This window comes from Streptomyces tsukubensis, from assembly GCF_003932715.1.
Taxonomy (GTDB): domain Bacteria; phylum Actinomycetota; class Actinomycetes; order Streptomycetales; family Streptomycetaceae; genus Streptomyces; species Streptomyces tsukubensis.
The window spans coordinates 6,192,433-6,213,186 of sequence record NZ_CP020700.1 but is presented as its reverse complement, the minus strand read 5'-3'; the positions used below and the strand labels follow the sequence as shown (position 1 = coordinate 6,213,186).

The window sequence follows — 20,754 nt, the reverse complement described above, 5'->3', positions numbered from 1 at the left end:
CTACTTCTTCTTGTTCTTGCCGCTGCCAGCCTTCTTGCCGCCGGTGGACTTCTTGCTGTTGTCGGGCTTCCTCGTCCGGTCGCCCTTGCCTTCGTTCCGTCCCTTCTTGTCGCCCTTGAGGATCCTGATCACCTGGTCGAACATGGCGGCGATGGCACCGAGCAGCTGCTTGACCGTGGGTTCCTTGACCGGGCGCGTGACGCCCGTCTTGGTGGTCCCGCCGCCGCAGCCCTTCTTGCCCTTGCCCTTGGAACAGGTGGGCGTCTTCTTCGGCGGCTCGTAGACCGCCAGGTCGTGGGCGTAGCCGTAGGGGAAGAAGTCGTCGGGGTCGCCCGCTTCGTAGAGCCCGCCCGGGTTGGCGGGCAGCACCCCGGCCCCGCCGCCGCGGATACCGTCGAGGGAGGAGCCGGTGCCCCGGCCGCCGTCCGGCGGCGTGCCCGGTGCCGTCCCCGGGGCCTGGCTGCCCGGCGGGTTGGTGTATCCGTTGGGCACCTTCGGGTCCCAGCCGCCGCGGCCGCTCTCGATGTCGTCCGCGAAGGACAGCACGGCGTCCGCGCGGTCCGCGTCGCCGCCGCTCTCCGCGCCGGAGGCCGCCGCGGCGCCGTGGGTGGCGTACAGGCTGCCGAATCCGCGGTCGCCGCCGGTGCGGAATCCGGTGACCGAGCTGTCCCAGGGGGTCTCGGTCCCGGCGGCACCGGTCACCGGCTGGGCGGTCAGACCGGTCGGGTCGGACTTGCTGACCGGGGAGTTGCCCGCGTAGGCGTAGCCGTGGAGCTGCTGCGGGTCCTCGGCGTTGAGGATCGGGTCGGCCGAAAGGAACGCCCCGGTCTCCGGGTCGTACTCGCGCGCCCCCAGATGGGTCAGCCCGGTCGTGGCGTCCTTGGTACCGCCGACGAAGCCCCGCTCGCCGGGCCAGTTGGGGGCCTGGGTGCCGCGCGGTCCGCCGTAGGGCAGATGGCGCCGGACGGTGGTGGTGAGGTCGGTGGCGTCGATGGAGGCGTCGGCGGTGCCGGCGTGGTCCTCCGTCAGCCAGGAGAGGCCGGCCGGGGTGCGTACCGCGACGTCGTCGCCGTCGACCGTGTAGTAGCGGGTGCCGGTGACGGCGCCGGTGGCCGTGGTGAGCTTCAGCTCGGTGTCGCCGAGGTAGAGCGTGGTGCTGCCCGGGTCGCGGCGGAGCAGCCGGTTTCCGTCGGCGTCGTACTCGAAGCCGGTGGTCACCGTGCCCGCGGCGACCTGGGCGAGGCGTCCCTCCGGGTTCCAGGTCAGGGTCTGCCCGGGCCGGCTGGTGGTGTTGCCCGCGGCGTCGTAGCCGTACGGGCCGGTGGTGCCGCCGCCGGTCACCGACCGGAGCCGGTGGGCGCCCGCGGTCCCGGCCGCCGGGTAGGTGTAGTCGCGGACGGTGTCGCCCGCCGCGGTCCGGTGGGTTTCCCGGGTGCGGTTGCCCGCGGTGTCGTAGCCGTAGACGTGCCAGTACGGGGCGGGCCCGCCGAGCACTGCGGTGCTCGGTCCCGCGGCGCAGGCCGCGGTGCTCGTCCAGGCCTCCGTGAGCCGTCCGAGGGAGTCCTGGCGGAAGCACTGCCGGTCCCCGGAGGCCGCGTCGGCGGTGGCGGTGATGTTGCCCGCCGCGTCGTGGGTGAGGGTGGTGTCCATCGCGGTGGCACCGGTGTCCAGTTCGGTCCTGAGCCCGTTGACGAGCCGGGTCGCCGGATCGTACGCGTACGTCCGCAGCACCCGGCCGCCGAGATAGCGTTCCCGTACCCGGCCGGTGTCGTGGTAGGTGGTGCCGGTGACATAGGCCGCGGCGTCGGAGTAGACGGTGTCGGTCAGTCCGGTCGGGGTGTAGCCGGTCAGCAGGGTTTCGGCGGGCAGTCCGCCCGCGGCGGGCAGGGTACGGCTCGACAGCTGACCGGCCTGGTTGTATCCGGCGGTGGTCTCGTACCGTCCGGCGAGCGCGCCCTCGTTCGCGGGGACGGTGACGGCGGTTCCCGTCGGCAGGCCGACGTCGTTGTAGCCGGTGACCTCGCTGCGGTAGGCCGCGCCGCCGGACCAGCGGATCGCGGCCGCCTGGCGGCCGGTGCCGCGGGGCGCGGTGTCGAAGGTCCACTCGGCGAGCTTCGTACCGGCCGTCGAACCCTGGAAGAGGCCGGTGCGCCGGTCGAGGGCGTCGTAGGAGTGGGCCAGGGTGGTGCCGCGGGCGTCGGTGACGCTCGTCAGCCGGCCCTTGTTGTCGTACGTCATGGTCGCGGTGCCCTTGTCGGGGTCCGCGGCCGTGATCTGACGGCCCCTGACGTCGTAGGTGAACTGCCAGGTGTTGCCCGCAGGGTCGGTCACCGAGGCCCGCTTCCCGGCCTTGGTGTAGCCGTAGGCGGTGGTGAGGTGGGCGCCCGCCGGGGCGTCGCCGGTGTACTGGCGCAGCTCCAGCAGCCGTCCGCGGACATCGGTGATCCGGGTGGTCGGGGTGCCGCCCGCGGGCGGGTCCTCGTGGACCCGGTCGCCCTGGTAGGCCCAGGTCGTCCGGTGCCGTTCGGCGCCGAAGGAGTGCAGGATCTCCGCCGTGGTGCGTCCGGCGCCGTCGTAGGTGTACTGCGTCCGGGAGGGCACGGTCGCCGCCGCCGTCAGCAGGAGCGTCGTCGAGGGCACACCGGTGTTGTGGTAGGCGCTGTTGGTGGCGGTGATCCGTCCGGCCGCGTCGTAGGTGGTGTCGGTGACGGTCCGGCCGCCGTTCGGGGACGGTTCCTGTGTCTGGCGCTGCCGCAGCAGGCCGTCGTAGAGGGTGTGGCCGACGATGTAGTCGCCGCCGCCCAGGAGTTTGCGGGTGGTGACGGTGGTGGGCGCGCCGGGTGCGGTCGTGTACTCGTAGCGCACGGACGGCGGGGAGGTGGCGGGGCGGCCCGGCTGCCAGCCCGCGGTGAACCGGCCGAGGGCGTCGTAGGTGCGGGTGCTGCGGCGGTTGTCGGGGTCGGTGTCCGCGGTGACGAGCCCGCGGGCGGGCTCGGTCTCGGAGACGGTGGCATGGCCGAGCGGATTGGTCACCGTGGTCCTGGCGAGGGGCCCGCCGACGGCCGGTTCGTAGGCGGTGGTGGTCTTGGCATCGAGGGCGTCCCAGGCCCCGGTGATCCGGCCGTGCCGGTCGTGCTCGGCGCGCTCCTTGACCGCGTAGACCGGCTGGGTGCCGTTCCAGGAGGCGAGTTCCTCGACCTTGGTCGCATCGCCCTTGACGGGCGGGGTGCCGAAGGCGGTGGCGCCGTCGTAGTAGGTGCGCTCGTCGGTCAGCACATCGGCCGGTACGGGGTCCTGGCCGCCGGTCGCCGGGCAGGCGGCGGCCGCGGTCACCACCCGGCTCGGCCGGTCGAGGACCCAGGCCGTGGTGTTGCGGACATAGGTGGTGGTGGTGCAGACGTCGTCACCGGGCACCGCGGTGTCGCCCTTGTCGTGGACCTTCACCGGGCTGCCGTAGCCGTCGTACTCGGTGCGGGTCTCGACGGTCCGCGTGGTGCCGCCGGGCAGGGCGGTCCGGGTCTGCACGGTGTTCACCTTGAGGATGCGGGCCTCCAGCGGTCCGCTCTCCCGCGGGCGTACCGCGGTCGGGTCCGACAGCCAGGGCTCGTGGAATTCGGCGGTGATCTCCGCACCGGACACCGGGTCGCGGGTGATGGTCTCGCGGGCGAATCCGGCGAGCCCCGGTTTGTCCTCGTACTCCCTGCCCATCACGGTGAACTTCACCGTCCGGCGGGTGCCGTCGACGAGCGGGTCGCCGTGCATGCCGCGGGAGAAGACGTGCTCGGTCAGGGTCCGGGCGCCGCCCGGCTCACCGGTGCGGACCTTGACGCGCTGGAAGCCGCGCCAGGAGCCCCAGGTCTTGAAGCGGGCGGGGACCAGTTCGGCGCTGTCGTGCCGCCAGGCCGGATCGTCCTCGGTGTACTCGTAGTGGGTGGTCCTGGCGGGCGCGCCGCCGACCAGGTCGATCTCGTCGACCTGGGTGACGACGTATTTGGTGAACCAGTGCAGCAGGGGCGCGCCGCTCGCCGCGGGCAGCCAGTTGCTGGGGAAGCACCGTTTGGGGTTGAGGTCCTGGCGGGGCAGCGCGGTCGCGTTGCACAGGTCGACGGCGTAGGAGACCCGGGTCACTCCGCCGGTCTCGTTGTGGACGTCCCGGATCCGCCACTTGTTCATCGGCGGGCTCCCGTCGCCGGCGTCCAGCCGGTTCGCCATCCGGATGCCGTCGAACCGCACCGGCGGCAGTGCGGCGGTGGAGCCGCCGGCGTGCCCGGTGCGCCGGACGGAGTTCAGCCAGAGCGTGGAGCTGGTGCCGTCGCCGGTGGCGGGGAAGACGTGGTCCAGGGTCCAGGAGTCGACATCGGTGAACCCGGTGGCGCCGCGCACCCGGGTGGTGATCTTCGCGAGCCGCTGGGTGCCCCAGAAGGTGGGCCCGGCCGCCGGGCAGGAGCCGCCGGAGCAGCTCAGGTCCCAGGGGGTGTCGGGCCAGCTCGCGGGGGCGGACGGATCGCAGAGGGTGCCGGGGATGCAGCGGGGCGCGGCGGTGAACAGCACCTGGGCGGTGGGCTGGACGGTGCCGTCGGCCCGGCCGCCGTATTCGATCCTCGCCAGGCGTCCGCCGCGGACGTACTCCGTGGCGGCGCTCGGGGTGGCGTTCCGGCCGTAGTGGTTGGTCTCGGTCTCGTAGAAGTAGGAGATCTGGTCGCCGTGGACGCCGGTGACGGTCTCCAGGGTCCAGCGGTACGCCTGGCGGCACCAGGAGGTCGCGAACGAGGGCCCGTTGCAGGGCTCGCCCGTGTCGTTGCCGAACACCGGCACGGTCCAGGCGGACTTCGCGGTCTCGGTGCTGCCGAAGGTGTACCGGGTCCCGTCGGGGCCGGTCACCACCCAGTGTTCGCCGTCGTTGTCGCCGTTGGCGGCGCCGGTGAGGAGCTCCACCCGCCAGCCTTCGTCGTCGGCGACCCGCCAGCCGCTTCCGGCGGCGTCCCGGACGAGTTCGCCGGTCAGCCCCGGCAGGGCGATGTGGGCCGCGTGCCGGTCCCAGCAGAGGTCGCCCTTGCCGGGTTGGCCGTCCTCCGAGCAGGGCTTGTAGGTCCGCTCGATGAAGCCGGGCTCGTAGCCGAAGCCCTCACCGATCCACGAGGACTGGTTGTTGGTGGCGGCGACGCGGCCGTCGACGGCACCGGTGCTGTACGACAGCGCGACGGAAGGGGCGATGCCCGGGACGGGCGGCACCGCGATCGGATAGTTCCAGGAGAAGTCACCGGACTGGATGCCGACCGCCCAGGTCGCGGAGGGCGCCAGTGAGGTCGGGGAGAAGCTGCCCGCCGAGCCGGAGGCGGCGGACGTCAGGGCGTAGGACCCGGTCTCGGGGACGCCGCGGGCCGCGGTCCTCGCCCGCGGCGGGTCGACGGCGACCCGGATCCTGCCGTTGGCGACGTCGTTCTTCGCCGGGACGGCCTTGCGGGTCTTCAGGTCGATCACCCGGAGCCGGGCGGCGTAGTCACCGCCGAAGGCGTGCCGGAAACCGGAGTAGTCGAGGTCGACGGTGACGGGCCCGCCGGTTTTCGTCACCCGGAACACGACCCCGTTGACCCCGGCCCGCTGCGCCGCGGCCCGGTCCAGCAGCTCGACCGTCCCCGGCGCTCCCGCCGCCTTGACGGCGGGGGTGTCCGTCCCCGGCACGGGCCACACCGGCTTCGGCGGGGCGGCGACCGCCTGCGCGGTGACGGCGAGCCGCGGCGGCGGCACCTTCTTCGCGGCCTTGCCGGGGACGGACCTTTCCCGTGGGGGCTCGGACCAGGACGCCTTCCCGCGTCCGGACTCGGGCGGCTCGACCGCGCCCGCGGGCACGGTCGCCATCAGGGAGAGAACGACGGCGACGACGACGGCGAAGAGCGTTCCGCGCCGCCGTCTCATCAGCGCGAGCAGTTGGAGCATGCGGGTCCTCCCCCACACACGGCGACCGAGGACCACGGCGGATGCCGGGCCCTCGGTCAGCCTCGCGGGGCGAGGGGGTGTTCGGGGAGGTTCGAAGACGGGTCCGAACGATCCCGAACACCGGGTGGGCTACTCCTTCCAGGCGCTGTCGATGGCCGCGTCGGTGGCGGCGCCGGCGATCATCGCTACACCGGCTCCGATGAGGCAGCCGAAGGGCGGGATGAACGCGCAGCCGACAGAGATGATCACCATGCCCGCGACGGAGGAGGTACCGGCCTTGAGGGCCGCTTTGCCGGTGCTGTCCCCGTTCGCCTTGTGGCCGAGGAAGCTGGCGACGCCTCCCAGCGCCCCCACGCCCTTCGGCACCCATCGGGCCGCCGTCTTGAACTTCTTGAGATCGTCGTACGCCAGCTTGTCGTACCTGTTGCCCGGCGGGTGCTTCTTGTAGTGGTGCAGTTGGGCCTCGGGCGCCGATATCGCGCCTTCCATGATCTTCGCGGCCTTGTCGGCGTACTTGAGGGGGTCGCCGGGCTTCCTCGCACCGCCCTCGGCCCCCTTCGACTTGGCCCCCGCGGACCGGGAGTTCCCCGTGGGGGCACGACCGTCCGGGCACGCAACACTGCTGGAGCAGGGCCTGACCTTGACCGGGCGCTTCGTCGTGGTGCGGCTGTCTTTGCACGACCTCTCGGTCCGGCAGGAGGCAGCCTTCGGCTTCGGTTTCGTCTTCGACTGCCCGGCCCTGGCCTCCTCTGTTGCCTTGCACTGTGCCGCGCTGTGGCACACCGTGGAGACCGGTCGTACCGCCGATCCCTTGCCCCGCTGATTCACCTGGGGCTTCGTCGCCCGGGAGCTCTTTCCGTGCTTCGCGGCCGGCCTCTTCGCCTTCTTCTTCGCTTTGAGACCGTCGGGATCCGTGAAGCTGACCGGGTTGTTGTTGCCGTAGGCGTAACCGTTCATCTGCTGGGGATCGTTGTGGTCGATGACCGGGTCGACCGAGACGAACCGGCCGGTGAGCGGGTCGTAGTCGCGGGCGCCCAGATGGGTCAGTCCGGTCGAGGTGTCCGTGGTGCCGCCGACGAAGCCCTTCTCCGCCGGCCAGCTGCCCGGCTGGGTGCCGCGCGGTCCGCCGTACGGGAGGTGCAGCCGGTGGCTCGCCTGCCCGGTGGTGTCGTCGATCGCGGTCTCCCCCGTGCCGTGGTGGTCTGCGGACAGCCAGGTCAGTGCCGAGGGCGTGCGTACGGCGACGGTGGCACCGTGCATCGCGTAGGAACGGGTACCGGTCACCGACTGGGTCGCGGTGTTCAGCTTCAGCTCGGTGGCACCCAGATAGAGCGTGGTCGCTCCGGGTTCGCGGCGCAGCAGCCGGTCGCCCTCGGCGTTGTGGAGGAATTCGGTCGTCTGCCCGCTCGTGGCGACCGAGGCCAGGAGTCCTTCGGCACCCCAGGACAGGGTCTGGCTGTTGCCGTTGACGTTGCGGGCGGTGGTGTTTCCGTCGGCGTCGTAGGTGTAGGTGTCGGTTCGCGTGCCGCTGGGTCCGGTGTGGGTGACCGACTGCAGGGCGTGCGGCCGGGGTGTTCCGGGCGCCGGATAGCTGTAGGTACGGGTGGTGTTCCCGGCCGGGCTGCGCCAGGTCTCGCCGGTGCGGTTGCCGGTCACGCCGAAGGTGTAGCTGTGCCAGTACGGCGCCGGTCCGGCGAGCCCGGCCGTGGTCGGCGGGGCGGTGCAGTCACCGGCCGGTGTCCAGGCCTCGGTGAGCCGTTCGAGGTAGTCGGTTCCGTAGCACTGGGTGTCGGTGGCCCGGCCGAGTGCGGCGGTGGTCAGTTTGGTGATGTTGCCCGCCGGATTGTAGGTGAAGGCGCGTTCGACGGTCGGCGCGGCCTGGCCCTCCTGTTCGGTACGGGAGATCTGGAGCCGACGGGTGCCGTTCTCGTATTCGAAGGACTGCCGCAGTTGGCGGCCCGCCGAACCGAGGATGTATTCGGCGACAGCGCCGACGGCGTCGTATCCGGTCATGTTGATGTACGGGTCGAGACCGGTGAGGGTCGCGGCCAGACCCAGCTCGTCGAAGCCCTGGACCAGGGTCTCGGCGGGCAGGCCGCCGACTCCGGGCACGGTCGTGGCGGTGAGCTGGGACACGTTGTTGTAGGTGAACAGGGACTCGTAACGCCCTGCGAGCGGGCCCTCGGACGCGGGAATCGTGACGGCGGTGCCGGTCGACCGGCCGCGCCCGTCGAAGCCGATGACATCGCTGCGGTAGGCCTGGCCGCCCGCGTAGCGGATGGACGCGTTCTGCTTCCCCTTGGCGAGGGTGTCGTAGACGGTCTCGGTCAGTTTGGGTCCGCTGGCCGAGTTCTCGTGCGTCGCGGTCCTGCGCCCCAACGCGTCGTAGACGGTCCGCACGGTCTTCCCCCGGGCATCGGTCACGGACAGCGGCCGGTCCTCGTCGTCGTAGACCGTGGTCAGCGTGCCCTTGTCGGGGTCCTCGGTGCGGATCTCCCGGCCCCGGACGTCATGGACGTGGCGCCGGACGTTGCCCGCGGGGTCGGTGACCGTCGCAAGGAGGCCCGCTTTGGTGTAGGTGTAGCGGGTCGTGTCGTAGTCGGTCGCGTTCTTGTGCTGCCGCAGTTCGGTGCGGCGGTCGTGGGCATCGGTCCAGGTCGTGGTGGGCGTTCCGCCCTGCGGCGGGTCCTCCCGGGTCCAGTTGCCTCCGTAGGTGGTCGTCGTGCGCCACCGTTCGGTGCCGTACGCCTTGTCGATCTCGGCGGTCTCCCGGCCCGCGCCGTCGAAGACGTACTCCGTCCGGGCCGGTACAGCGGTGTCGGGGACCACCAGCAGCGTCGTTCCCGGTGCTCCCGCGTTGTGGTACAGCTCGTTGGTCCTGGCGACCCGGCCATGGCTGTCGTACAGGACGTCGCTCACGATCCGGCCGCCCAGGGGCGACGGCTCCTGGGTCTGACGCAGCCGCAGGAAGCCGTCGTAGAGCTTGTACGAGCTGCGGTACTGCCCGCTGCCGAGGAGGGTTCTCGTGGTCACCGCGGTGGGACCGTCGGGCCGGACGAGGTACGAGATCTCGGTGTCCGGGTTCTGGGTGACGGGCCGTCCCGGCGACCAGCCCCGGATGAACCGCCCGAGGGCGTCGTAGGCGAGGCTGGTGCGCAGGCCGTCGGGCGACGTGGTCACCGTCGGCACCCCGAGCAGCGGATGCCGTGCCTCCGTGCTGACGTGCCCCAGCGCGTTGGTCGTGCGCACCTCCGTCACCGGTCCGCCCGTCGCCGGTGTGTACACCGTCTCGTCCCGGTTCCCGAGCGCGTCCCATTCCTCCGTCTCCCGCCCGTGCGCGTCATAGGCGTGGCGCGAGACCGTGGTGTACGTACCGCCGCCCGCAGCCCACTCCGAGAGCTCCTCGACCTTCGTCGGCTGCGCCTTGGACGGCGCGGCGCCGAGGGTGGTGGAGCCGTCGTAGTAGGTGCGGACGTCGGAGATGACATCGTCGGCACTCTGCGCGGCCGTGCCGCAGGGGAGGCCGACGGTCGCGACGCGGTGCGGGGCACCGATGATCCAATCGGTGAGGTTGGGGGTGTAGCCGACGTCGGTGCAGGTGTCGTCGCCCGGTACGGCGAGGTCGCCCTGGTCGTAGGTGCGGTGGTTGACGCCGTACTGGTCGTACTCGTGCGTCTCCCGGGTCTCCCGGCTGCCTCCACCGGCCAGCGCGGTGCGGGTGTAGGTCTGCTTCACCTCGGTGGTGTAGGCGCTCAGCGTCCCGGTGGGGCGGGAGCGTTCGGCCGTGGGGCCGATCTCGACCGGTTCGCTGACGGTGCGTTCGATCTCGGGGCCGCCGTCGCCGTTGTAGGTGATCTCCTCGTGGGCGAATCCGCGGAGGGTCGGCTTGTCGGGCTTTCCGGCGACGACGACGTTCTTCGTCGTGCCGTCGGCGTTCTTGTCGCCGTGCATGCCCCGGTAGAAGCGGTGCTCGGTGAGCGTACGGACGCTGCCGACGGCCCCGGTGCGGACCTTGACGCCCTGGTAGCCGCGCCACTGGCCCCAGGTCTTCAGTTCGGCCGGGACGAGTTCGGCCTCGTCGTGGCGCCAGGCGGCGGCGCCGACGTACTCGTACGACGTCACCTCCTCGGGCGCTCCGCCGACGAGGTCGATCTCGCGGACCTCGTTGACCAGGTACTTGTGGAACCAGTCCAGCTGGGGCTGGGTGCCGCCGGGCGGTACCCAGTAGGCGGGGAAGCAGGTGCGGCCGTTGCTGTCGGCGGCGGGCAGGGCCGCGGGGTTGCATGCGGCCTGGCCGTAGGAGACCGCGGTCCGGCCGCCGGTCTCGCCGGTGACGGCCTGCACCCGCCATTTGTTCATGACCGACAGTCCGTCGGCGACGGTGAGCCGGTTGGGCAGCCGGACCCCGTCGAAGTCGACCGGCGGCTCGCTGACGGCGGTGCCCGCGTGGCCCGTCCGGGTCACCGACGCCAGCCACAGCCCGGGCGAGGTGCCGTCACCGGTCGCCGGATAGGTGTGGTGGAGCTTCCAGGACGTGACGTCCTGCCAGACGCCGCCGTCCCGCACCTGCGCAGTGATCTTGTCGAGGCGTTTGCTGCCGAAGAAGGCGGGGGTGGTCTGACCGGCGCAGGAACCGCCGTCGCACTGCTGGTCCCACGGCACGTCCGGCCATTCGCTCGGCACGCTCCGGCGGCAGGCGGAGCCCGGCAGACAGCGGTCCGCGGTGGTGAACAGCACCCGGGCTTCGGGCTCCGTCTGCCCTTCGCGCAGCCCGTAGTCGATGCGCACGAGGTGGCCGCCGCGGACGTACGGGGTGGCGGCGGCCGGGGTGTTGTCCCGGCCGTAGTGGTTGGTCTCGGTGTCGTAGGTGTACGTCATGATGTCGCCGTTGCGGCTGACGACGTGGTCCAGCATCCAGCGGTACGCCTGCCGGCACCAGGAGGTCGCGTAGGAGGCCGCGTTGCACGGCTCGCCGCTGTGGTTTCCGTAGACGGGCACGGTCCAGGCGGACTTCGCGGCCGTGGCGCGTCCGAAGTAGTACTGGGTGCCGTCGGGGGACGTCATCCGCCAGTGTTCGCCGTCGTTGTCGCCGTTGGCGGCGCCGAACAGCTGCTCCACCCGCCAGCCGTCGTCCTCCTCGGCGCGCCAGATCTGCTTGGTGGCGTCCCACACCAGTTCGCCCGCGACGCCCGGGAGGGCGACGGTCGCGTTGGGGGAGGCGTAGCAGAGGTCGCCGGTGGCGGTGGTGTTGTTGCCGCCCGCCGTGTCCCCGGAGCAGGAGGTGTACTGCCGCTCGATGAACCCGGGCTGGAGGTCGAAGCCTTCGCCGGCCCACGACGGCTGGTTGTTGGTGGAGGCGGTACGGCCGTCGACGGAGCCCGAGGCGTAGCCCAGCGCGAGGTCCGGTTCGAGCCCGGGCACGGAGGGCAGCGTCAGCGGGTACGACCAGGAGAAATCCCCGGACTGGAGGCCGACCTGCCAGAGCGCCGAGGGGGCGAGGGAGCTGGGCTTGAAGCTGCCCGTGGCGCCGTTGGGGGCGGAGGTCACCGCGTAGAGGGCGGCGGCGGGCCGCAGGCTGCCCGGGTGCCGGGACCACGCCGTCCGGTCGGGGGCGGCGAGTGCGGTGACCGCACCGCTGAGGGTGCTGCCCTTGAGGTCGTTACGGCTGGTGAGAGTGGTGGTACGGCCGCAGGCGGGCTGTTTCGGGGTGGTCGCGGCGCAGGCGGGCAGTTGCACCAGTCGTAGCCGGGACGCGTAGTCGCCGCCGTAGGCCGTGCGGAATCCGGAGTAGTCGACGTCGACGGTCACGGGCGCGGTGGTGCGTCCGCCGTCGGTGCGGACGATGCGGAACAGCAGCCCGTCGACGCCCGCGCGGTCGGCGACCGCCGGGTCGAGGACGTCGACCCGGAGTTGCCGGGGGCCACCGGCACCGTCGGCGCGGACCTTCAGCGGTGTTCCGGGCACGGCCGCAGCCGACCGGGACCCGGGTGCGAGGGTGATGTCGGCGCCCGCCGCGCGGGGCCGGGCGGGGCGCGGAACGGTCTTCACCGTGCGCTGTTCGGCCGGGTCCGCGGGCCGGGCCCGGGCGGGCAGTTCCCGGCCCTTCACCGAAGTGACGGGGCGGCTCTTGGACCAGGTGGGCTTCCGCCGTTCGTCGACGGGTGCCTCTACGGCTGCGGCGGGGACGCCGAGGACGGAGGCCAGGAGGGCGAGCAGAACGCCCAGGGCCACTCCGAAGCGGGTGGGGACGGCGCCGATCAGTCGCCGCAGCGGATGGCGGCGGCCGCAGCCGAAGGGCCCGCCACTGCGGGCCGTTCGGGCGTTGAAGGAACGGATGCGGACCGTACGGACGCGGGGTATCCGGTCGCGGAGGGTTCTGGTGCGGGGCCTGCGCCCCGGTGGCTTCCTGCGAGGCAGGCGCATGGTGTTCCCCTCTTCGATGTGTCCGGCGAAGGACAGGGGTGGGGGCACCAGAACACCGAAAGCGGGGGTGGGGCGGGCCCGTTGCGCACTGTTCCGTACGGATCCGAACACCCCGGAGCGCGGCGCCCCACGGGTCCGGGACCTGGGGAAGGGGGTCCCGGACCCGCACCCGGGAGCCGTGGAGCCGGGCGGACACCGCAGGCGCGGGGCCGGTCCGGCCGTACCGTCAGACCCTTGCGGCCGGGCGGCTCGGGAACAGCACCCGGCGGATGTCGAGCGGCGCGCCCGATACGACCCCGGGCACGATGCCCGGCACACCCGCGGGCAGGGGCGGCGGTACGGCCCCGGAAGCGGCCCCCGGTACGGTCGCGGACTCCTCGTGGGCGAGCCGGAGCGCATAGTCGTGCAGCAGTCCGGGCAGGGCACAGCGGTCGCCGGGCAGCCGGACCAGGAGATGGACGTCGGCCAGTCCGCGCAGGACGGCACGGGCCCGGGCGACCGTCAATCCGGCCGCCGCCGCCAGCGCCGGGACCGTGGGGGCGGCCTGCGCCGGATCCGTACCGGGCGGCTCCGTCCACAGGCCCAGCAGGGTGAACATCCGCTGCTGCGGGACGTCGAGGGCCCGGTAGGAGCACGCGAAGGCGGCCTCCAGACCGGCGCTGCCGTCCGAGTGCAGTTCCAGCGCGTCGAGCCGGCCCTCCCCGCGCATCCGGTCGAGGAGCCCGGCGATCGGGTTCCGCGCCCCGGTGTCGAGTGCGGCGGCGGCGATCCGCAGGGCCAGCGGGAGCCCCTCGCACCGGTCGGCGAGGCTCCGGGCCGCCCCGGGTTCGGCGGCGACGACACGGTCACCGGCGGCGCGGGCCAGGAGCCGGACCGAGGCCTCCCGGTCGAGGGGGCCGATCCGTACGGGCCGTCCGGCGTCGTGGACGGCGAGCCCCACCAGGCTGTCCCGGCTGGTGACGACCGTGCAGGTGTCCGGGCCGCCGGGTCTCAGCAGCCGGATCTGCTCGGCGCAGACCGCCCCGTCCAGGAGCACCAGCATCCTCCGGTCGGCCACCAGGGACCGGAAGACGGCCGCCGCCTGCGCATCGTCGGCGGGCACGGCACCGGCGGGCACCCCGAGGCCGACCAGCAGATAGGTGAGGGCCTCGGCGGTGCTCAAGGGGCCGGTGCCGGGGCGGTGCCCGCGGAGGTCGACGTACAACTGCCCGTCGGGGAACCGGTCCGCGGCACGGTGCGCCCAGTGGACGGCGACGGCCGACTTGCCGGACCCCGGCGGCCCGGTGACGATCGCCAGTCCGGAGCCGCAGCGGTCGGCCACCGCGTCCAGCTCGGCGCAGGCCCGTGCGGACGCCACCGGCATCGCGATCGCGGGCGGCAGTTGACGCGGCGGCGGTACGGAGGCGCGGCCCGGACCTCCCCCGCCTTCCGCACCTCGGGCGGGGCCGGCCTCGCGGTGGAGCGGGGCGGGTTCGAGGCGCACCCGGCCGGGTTCCGTCGCGGGCGGTACGACCGCGGCGGCCGCGATCCGGGCCCGGGCCGCGAGCCACCGGGCCACCTCGGCCGTACCCCCGCCGCAGGCGCGGACATAGACGGCGATCAGATCCGGCCCCGGCAGGGTGGACCGGCGGAGCATGGTGGCCACGGTGCTGGGCGGCAGCGAACCGCCGTCCCGGCGGGCCCTGCGTTCGAGCTGGCGGTAGGACAGCCCGGCCACTTCCCGGCGCTGTCTCAACAGCAGCAGATATTCCTCGCTGGTACCGGCACGTGCCGGATCGACGTCGGTCACGTTCTTCCCCCTGTTGTTCCCGGGCGCCCCGCCGCCCTTCCGCGCTCCGGCCGGACCTGCGGGCCGGCCGGAGAGGGCCGGCGGAGTAGTCACCCGGTGCGCCCCGGCCGCGGTACGGCGGGATGCCGGTCGTCGCATCCCGTGAAGCGTGAACACAGAAGCCGCGGCTGCCGAAAAGTCGCGGCACCGTCGGACATCGCAGAACCTTGGAGCCGTCGGAGAGTCATGGGCGACCGCCGGGCCACGCCCCGGCGGATCCCGTTCCGGCACCGGCGCCCTCGCCGCCCGAGGGCCTCGGACCGCTCTCCCGCACCCGCCGGAGGAGTCCGGAGGGAGGAAACCGAGGGGAAGCCGACCGATGTTCCGGTGAAAGTTGGGTGGGACATTACAACAGCCCGCCCGGAGGAGGGAGTCCGCGGAAAGCGTCCCGGCGTCCACCGGACCGTCCCCGGGGCCCGCGGGACAGCCCGGGACAGCGGCACACAATGCTCCTGGCAGGGATTGTCCGGTGCCGTCACCAGGGTTGTCCGCCGCCGGGGGGACATTGTCCGAAGGTTTGTCCGCACCTCTGAAACGGGGCCTTCGGGGCTCCCTCGGGGCGGGGTCCGGTCCCGGGGCGCGGACGAAGCGCTGCACCGGCGTCTTCCACGGAGCCGGGCGCATCGGCGCCTCCCTGGTGGCGGACGACAGCCGGACCCCGGCGCCCCTCCCGGACTCCCCTCGTACGCCCGGCCCCTGACGCCCCACCACGAGCAACCGCCGGAAGGCCCGTTCCCGAAGCCGGTCCGGCCACCGCTCACCGGTCTCCACACACCCAAGAACCACTAATCTTCTACGTGATGTAGTAGCTCATGTCCGCCGATTCCCGCCCCGCGGGGGCACGATCCCCGACCGGCACCGACCCCGCCCGCACCGGCCGGGGCAGCCGCCGCCCGGACACCGGCACCCGGCGGTCTGCCGTCCGTCACGGCGGAGCGGCTACGGAACTTTCCGGACCGCTTCTCCGCCCGGCTCGACCCCGGGCTCCTCCATCCGCACGCCCACCGGACGCATCCGCCCGGACCCGGCCCCGGGTCCCCGCCGACGCCCTCCGGGGCCACCGCGGTGATCACCCGGGCCGTCGACGACCCCGCCCACCGGGGGGCGATACCGGAAAGGTAGGATTATTTACCGTTCGCTTACCCAGGCATCGGTAACGTCCTTAACAGTCGTCACCCCTGGCCGGGCCCTGCCCGGCCGGACACATTCCGCTCACTCCGGGGGGTCCCCTTTGCGCCGCCGAATACATCCCGCTGCCGCCGTGGGCGGGGCCGCCGTGCTGGGAGCAGGCGCCCTGTACGTCGCGGGACTGGTTCTCACCGGGGACGAGGTCCCCTCGGGAACCACGGTGCGGGGCATCGACATCGGCGGGCTCAGCGAGTCGGAGGCCCGGACCAAGCTGGAGAAGGAGCTGGCCGCCGCGGCCGGCACCCCTCTCGCCGTCACCATCGGCGACAAGAAGGACACGATCGACCCCGCCGCGGCCGGGCTCTCCTTCGACGCGGCGAAGACCGCCGCCGAGGCGACCCGGTCCGACAAGGACCCCTTCACGGTCATCGGCAATCTCTTCTCCTCCGACGGCGGCCCCGTGGATCCGGTGGTCGGCCAGGACGACGACAAGGCCCGTACCGCGCTCACCACCCTGGCGAAGAAGCACGACCGTACGGTCCGTGAGGGCTCCATCACCTTCTCCCAGGGCCGGGCCGAGGAAGTACGCCCGGTCACCGGCCAGGCACTGAACGTGGACGATGCCGTCGGGACCCTGCGCACCGCCTTCACCGGCACCGCCTCCGCGGCCCCGGTGAACCTCCCGGTGAAGAAGACCGAGCCGAAGACGGGCGCCGAGGAGATCGACCGCGCAATGCGCGAGATAGCCCGGCCCGCGGTGTCCGACCCCGTGACACTGACCACCGGCGGCAAGCAGTTCACGGTCACGACGGGCGCGATCGGCCGCCATCTGACCCTCCGTCCCGACGGCGACGGCAAGCTGGTCCCGAAGCTGGACGGCGCGAAGCTGCTCAAGGACCGCGTGATCGCCCCCAATATCGCGGCCGCCACCGAAGAGCCCAAGGACGCCGTGCTCCGGCTGAACGGCGCGAAGGTGGAGGTGGTGTCGGACGGCACCCCCGGCCAGGAGATCACCGCGAAGGCCCTGACGGACGCCGTCATGCCCCTGCTGACCAAGGAAGGCACCGCCGCCCGTACGGGCCCGGTCGCCACGGTCACCGCGCAGCCCGAGCTGACCCGGGCCAGCGCCGCCCAGCTGGGCCTGGTGGAGAAGGTGTCGTCCTTCACCGCCACCTTCGAGAAGGCCGCGTACCGCAGCATCAACATCGGCCGGGCCGCCGAGCTGATCAACGGCTCGACGGTGATGCCGGGCGAGACCTGGAGCTTCAACGAGACCGTCGGCGAGCGGACCAAGGAGAACGGGTTCACCGACGGCATCATCATCCTCAACGACAAGTACACGAAGGCGGCCGGCGGCGGGGTGTCGACCGTGGCCACCGCCGTCTTCAACGCCATGTTCTTCGCCGGGGTCAAGCCCGTCGAGTACGGCGCCCACTCCTTCTACATCGAGCGCTACCCCGAGGGCCGCGAGGCGACGGTCGCCTGGGGCAGCCTGGACCTCCGGTTCAAGAACGACACCGGCAAGGCCATCCAGATCCTGACCAGCGCAAACGACACCTCGGTCACGGTCACCTTCGTCGGCACCAAGAAGTACGACGAGATCAAGGCCGAGAAGGGCCCCCGGACCAATGTGAAGGAGCCCGGCACCCGCCCGGGAGCGGAGAAGGACTGCCAGCCGCAGACCCCGCTGGAGGGCTTCGACGTCACGGTCCAGCGGATCTTCATGGACAACGGCCAGGAAGTGAAGCGGGAGCCGTTCAAGACCCGCTACACGCCGCGCGACGAGGTCACCTGCGACTGACCTCCACCCGCACCGGGCTGCCCCGACGGCCGCCCCCGCCCACCGCATCCGGTGGACAGGGGCGGCCGTTCGCGCAACGGGACCGGCCCTGCGGGACGCGCTGAGGCGCGCGGACCCTACGCCCGGCCCCCGCGCTTCAGCGCGTCCCGCAGGACCGCGGCCTCCGCCGCGTCCAGCCGGTCCACGAACCGCAGCAGCGCGCCCGTCCGGTCCGCCGAGGCGTCCAGGGCCTGCTCCATCAGCTCCGCCGTGTAGTCCTCCGCCGAACGCACCGCGCTGTAGCGGTAGGAGCGGCCGTCCTTCTCCCGGGTGAGCCACCCCTTGGCCCGCAGCCGCTCGGTGACGGTCATGACCGTCGTATAGGCCAGCGGGCGGCGGGTGTTCAGCGCGTCCGTCAGGGACCGCACACCGAGCGGCTCGCCGCTCCGCCACACCAGGCCCATGATCTCGGCCTCCAGCTCGCCCAGCGCACCCATCGCCGTACTCCCTCTCCACCTTCACCGGGCCGGGTTCCGCCGCCCGGCCACCGGCGTCCAGTCCGCCCGGCCCGCCCGGCAGCCCCCGGTACCGTGATCCACTAAACGTCTACACAACGTAGTAATTTAGCTCCATATGAACGCCCCGGGGGCCGGGCGCCGTTGCTCCCCGCCGCCCCCTCCGGGACCCCTCGCACCGGCCGCGTTCAACTGCCGCCGCCCGGACGGGATCAGCGCCCCGTTCACGGAGTCACCGCATGCCAACGCCCGGGCCGTCGACATCATCCCCGGGAGAACCCCTGGCAGGACCTGCGAGAACCCGGGCCCACCGCACCGCCGCCACGACACACCGGCAGACGCCGGGAGCGCACCGGGCGGCGTCGGGAGGCGGCTCAGCCCGGCTGGGCGCCCGTCGCCACCGGCCGCGCCGGATCGCGGGACCACTCCGACCAGGAGCCCGCGTACAGCGCCGGTACGAATCCGGCGAGTTCGAGCGCCAGCGCCTGCTGGGCCCCGGACACCCCGGAGCCGCAGTAGACGCCGACCCGCGCACCCGGCTCCACCTCGCCCAGCGCGGCGAACCGGGCCGTGAGCGCCGCGGGCGCCAGAAAACGCCCGTCGCCGTCGACGTTCTCACCGGTCGGCGCGGAGACCGCGCCGGGGATGTGCCCGGCGACCGCGTCGATCGGCTCGACCTCGCCCCGGTACCGCTCGCCCGCCCGGGCGTCCAGCAGCAGCCCCGTCCGGGCCAGCTCGGCGGCGGTGTCGGCGGTCAGCAGCGGCAGCCCGCCCGGGCGGGGCTCGAAATCGCCTTCCGCCGGCGACGGGGCGTCCTTCTCCAGCGGCCCGCGCCAGGCGGCGAGTCCACCGTCCAGCACCCGTACATCCGCATGCCCGGTCCACCGCAGCAGCCACCAGGCCCGCGCCGCGCCCCAGCCGAGATGTCCGTCGTACGCGACCACCGGCGTCCCGGCCGACACCCCGGCCCGCCGCATGACCGCGCCGAAGTCCGCGACGTCGGGCAGCGGATGGCGCCCGCGCTCCCCCGGCACCCCCGCCAGCTCCGCGTCGAGGTCGACGAAGACGGCACCGGGGATATGGCCGGCGTCGTAGTCGGGCCGGCCGTGCGGCCCGCCCAGCCGGTAGCGGACGTCGAGGACCACGGGCGGCCGGGGTCCGGCGAGCGCCTCGGCAAGTCCGGCGGCCGAGATGATCGGACTCGGCACGGGTACGGAGGTCGGTGTCTCAGTCATACGGCCATCCTGGCCCACAGCCGCCCCTCCGGTCTCCCGGGGCGCCCCGGGAGGGCGTACCACGCAGAAACAGGCGCGCACCGCAAGCCCTAAAACTCACCAAAGTGGGCAACCTCCGGCAGGAACCCGCCAAAAGCGGCGCGGCCGGGGCGTGGTCCTTGCCGGGGAGTGGAAGCATGCGCACGGGACGTGCGGCCAGGAACCCACCGGACGAAAGCTGCGCACGCCCACGGGCCTGATCCACAAGGCCCCGTCCCCCGCACGGACACCACGATGGTCCGAGGAGAGATTGACAATGACCGAGGCGACTCGGCATGCGCCCGGCACACCCTGCTGGGTGAGTCTGATGGTGCACGACCCCGACGCGACGACGGATTTCTACGGAGCGCTCTTCGGCTGGGAGTTCCACCCCGGCCCACAGCAGCTCGGCCCCTATGTCCGCGCACTGCTCGACGGCAAGGAGGTGGCGGGCATCGGGCGGTTGCCCGCCGATCAGAGGCTGCCCGTCGCCTGGACGCCCTATCTGGCGGCCCCGGATGTGAACCGGACGGCGGAGGAGCTGCGCAGCTGCGGCGGCACGGTCGGCGTGGGCCCGCTGGACGCCGAGGACGCGGGGCGGCTGGCGATCGTCACGGACACCGCAGGCGCGGTGTTCGGACTCTGGCAGGCCGCCGGCCATCTGGGCATCGCGGCACACGGTACCCACGGCACCCCGGTCTGGAACGAGCTGGTGACGGCCGATACCTCGGTGGTCGTCAAGTTCTACCGGACGGTCTTCGGCTACGAGGAGCAGCGTGATCCGGCGGCGGACACCGACCGGACGACGCTGATCGCGGACGGACGTCCGGTGGCCGCGGTGCGCGGTGTCGGCAGGGCGCTGCCGCGCGACCGCGGCTCCCACTGGCTGACCTGGTTCGAGGTCGACGACGTGGACGCGGCCGTCGGACGGGTGGTGGAGCTGGGCGGCCGGGTGGTCGAAGCGGCGGCCGACGGGGACCGGGGGCGCGCGGCGACCGTGGCCGACCCGGAGGGCGCGGTGTTCACCGTCGTACGTACCGCGGGCTGATCCGGTACGTCCGCCGGGCCCGGGAATGCCCCGGGCCCGGCGGACGTCAGGGTCCGGGGGTGACCGGCTGGTCCACCGGCAGCACATCGGGGGAGAGCACGGCGGCCCGGGCGCTCGCCGCCGTCATCCGGCGCCGGTGGTGGCGGCGGCACAGCACCTCGTATCCGACGACGTCCTCGTCGTAGCCGTTGACGTCGCCGACGACGACCTGCGCGCCTTCGACGACCATCCGGCCGCCGACGGTCCGGGCGTTGTGCGTGGCCCGGGCTCCGCACCAGCACAGGGCCTCGACCTGGAGCACCTCGACCCGGTCCGCCAGCTCCACCAGCCGCTGCGAGCCGGGGAAGAGCTTGGAGCGGAAGTCGGTGGTGATGCCGAAGGCGAAGACGTCCAGCTCCAGATCGTCCACGACCCGGGCCAGCTGGTCGATCTGGGCGGGGGTGAAGAACTGCGCCTCGTCCGCGATGACGTAGTCGCAGCGCAGCCCCGAGGAGAGCCGGTCGACGAGATAGGCGTAGAAGTCGAAGGCGTCCGGGGCCTCGACGGCATCCGTGACCAGTCCGAGCCGGGAGGACAGCTTGCCCTGGCCCGCACGGTCGTTGCGGGTGAAGATCATGCCCTGGAGGCCGCGGGCCGACCGGTTGTGTTCGATCTGGAGGGCGAGGGTGGATTTGCCGCAGTCCATGGTTCCGGAGAAGAACACCAGCTCGGACATGGGTTGCTGAGGACCTTTCGGCAGTGGTGGAACAGGGGAGGGCGGTACGGGGCGGGACCGGGGGCGGGGCACGGCGTCCCGTGCCGGAGACGGGTCCCGGAACCCGATCCCGGGGCCGGGCCTCGGA

At 72.8% G+C, this 20,754-nt stretch carries 8 protein-coding genes; 2 read left to right on the top strand and 6 right to left on the bottom strand.

The genetic code is table 11. The features are described from left to right. The 3 genes from B7R87_RS25750 to B7R87_RS25740 form a co-directional block, all read right to left on the bottom strand. Window positions 1–5,937 (bottom strand): RHS repeat domain-containing protein, encoded by a 5,937-nt coding sequence (locus B7R87_RS25750; protein ID WP_006346116.1) that lies wholly within the window; start codon window positions 5,935–5,937, stop codon window positions 1–3. Window positions 5,938–6,066: 129 nt separating this feature from the next. Next, on the bottom strand, window positions 6,067–12,408 hold the full coding sequence (locus B7R87_RS25745; protein ID WP_130585272.1) for an RHS repeat-associated core domain-containing protein: 6,342 nt from the start codon (window positions 12,406–12,408) through the stop codon (window positions 6,067–6,069). Window positions 12,409–12,586: 178 nt separating this feature from the next. After that, window positions 12,587–14,149 (bottom strand): NB-ARC domain-containing protein, encoded by a 1,563-nt coding sequence (locus B7R87_RS25740; protein WP_157997803.1) that lies wholly within the window; start codon window positions 14,147–14,149, stop codon window positions 12,587–12,589. A gap of 1,315 nt (window positions 14,150–15,464) precedes the next feature. Here B7R87_RS25740 and B7R87_RS25735 point away from each other — a divergent pair. Further along, window positions 15,465–17,117 (top strand): VanW family protein, encoded by a 1,653-nt coding sequence (locus B7R87_RS25735; protein WP_233168927.1) that lies wholly within the window; start codon window positions 15,465–15,467, stop codon window positions 17,115–17,117. Between the two features lie 116 nt (window positions 17,118–17,233). On the opposite strand, the gene B7R87_RS25730 is transcribed toward B7R87_RS25735, so the two are convergent. Both B7R87_RS25730 and B7R87_RS25725 read right to left on the bottom strand, forming a co-directional pair. Next, window positions 17,234–17,593, bottom strand: a complete 360-nt coding sequence (locus B7R87_RS25730) for a BlaI/MecI/CopY family transcriptional regulator (RefSeq protein ID WP_006346121.1) — start codon at window positions 17,591–17,593, stop codon at window positions 17,234–17,236. A gap of 392 nt (window positions 17,594–17,985) precedes the next feature. Continuing rightward, window positions 17,986–18,846 (bottom strand): sulfurtransferase, encoded by an 861-nt coding sequence (locus tag B7R87_RS25725; RefSeq protein WP_045852829.1) that lies wholly within the window; start codon window positions 18,844–18,846, stop codon window positions 17,986–17,988. Window positions 18,847–19,141: 295 nt separating this feature from the next. On the opposite strand from B7R87_RS25725, the gene B7R87_RS25720 reads away from it, so the two are divergent. Then, complete coding sequence (locus B7R87_RS25720; protein WP_045852830.1) at window positions 19,142–19,912, top strand: VOC family protein; 771 nt, start codon at window positions 19,142–19,144, stop codon at window positions 19,910–19,912. 46 nt (window positions 19,913–19,958) lie between these two features. Here B7R87_RS25720 and B7R87_RS25715 read toward each other — a convergent pair whose 3' ends face one another. Further along, the gene (locus B7R87_RS25715; protein ID WP_006346124.1) at window positions 19,959–20,627 is read right to left on the bottom strand and encodes a thymidine kinase; all 669 of its coding nucleotides are present in this window, start codon (window positions 20,625–20,627) and stop codon (window positions 19,959–19,961) included. Window positions 20,628–20,754 lie beyond the last annotated feature (127 nt).

What these genes read in the sequence shown, in the direction of transcription:
- B7R87_RS25750 (WP_006346116.1), bottom strand. Translation starts at nt 5,937, where the DNA reads ATGCTCCAACTGCTCGCGCTGATGAGACGGCGGCGCGGAACGCTCTTC.
- B7R87_RS25730 (WP_006346121.1), bottom strand. Translation starts at nt 17,593, where the DNA reads ATGGGTGCGCTGGGCGAGCTGGAGGCCGAGATCATGGGCCTGGTGTGG.
- B7R87_RS25725 (WP_045852829.1), bottom strand. Translation starts at nt 18,846, where the DNA reads ATGACTGAGACACCGACCTCCGTACCCGTGCCGAGTCCGATCATCTCG.
- B7R87_RS25720 (WP_045852830.1), top strand. Translation starts at nt 19,142, where the DNA reads ATGACCGAGGCGACTCGGCATGCGCCCGGCACACCCTGCTGGGTGAGT.
- B7R87_RS25715 (WP_006346124.1), bottom strand. Translation starts at nt 20,627, where the DNA reads ATGTCCGAGCTGGTGTTCTTCTCCGGAACCATGGACTGCGGCAAATCC.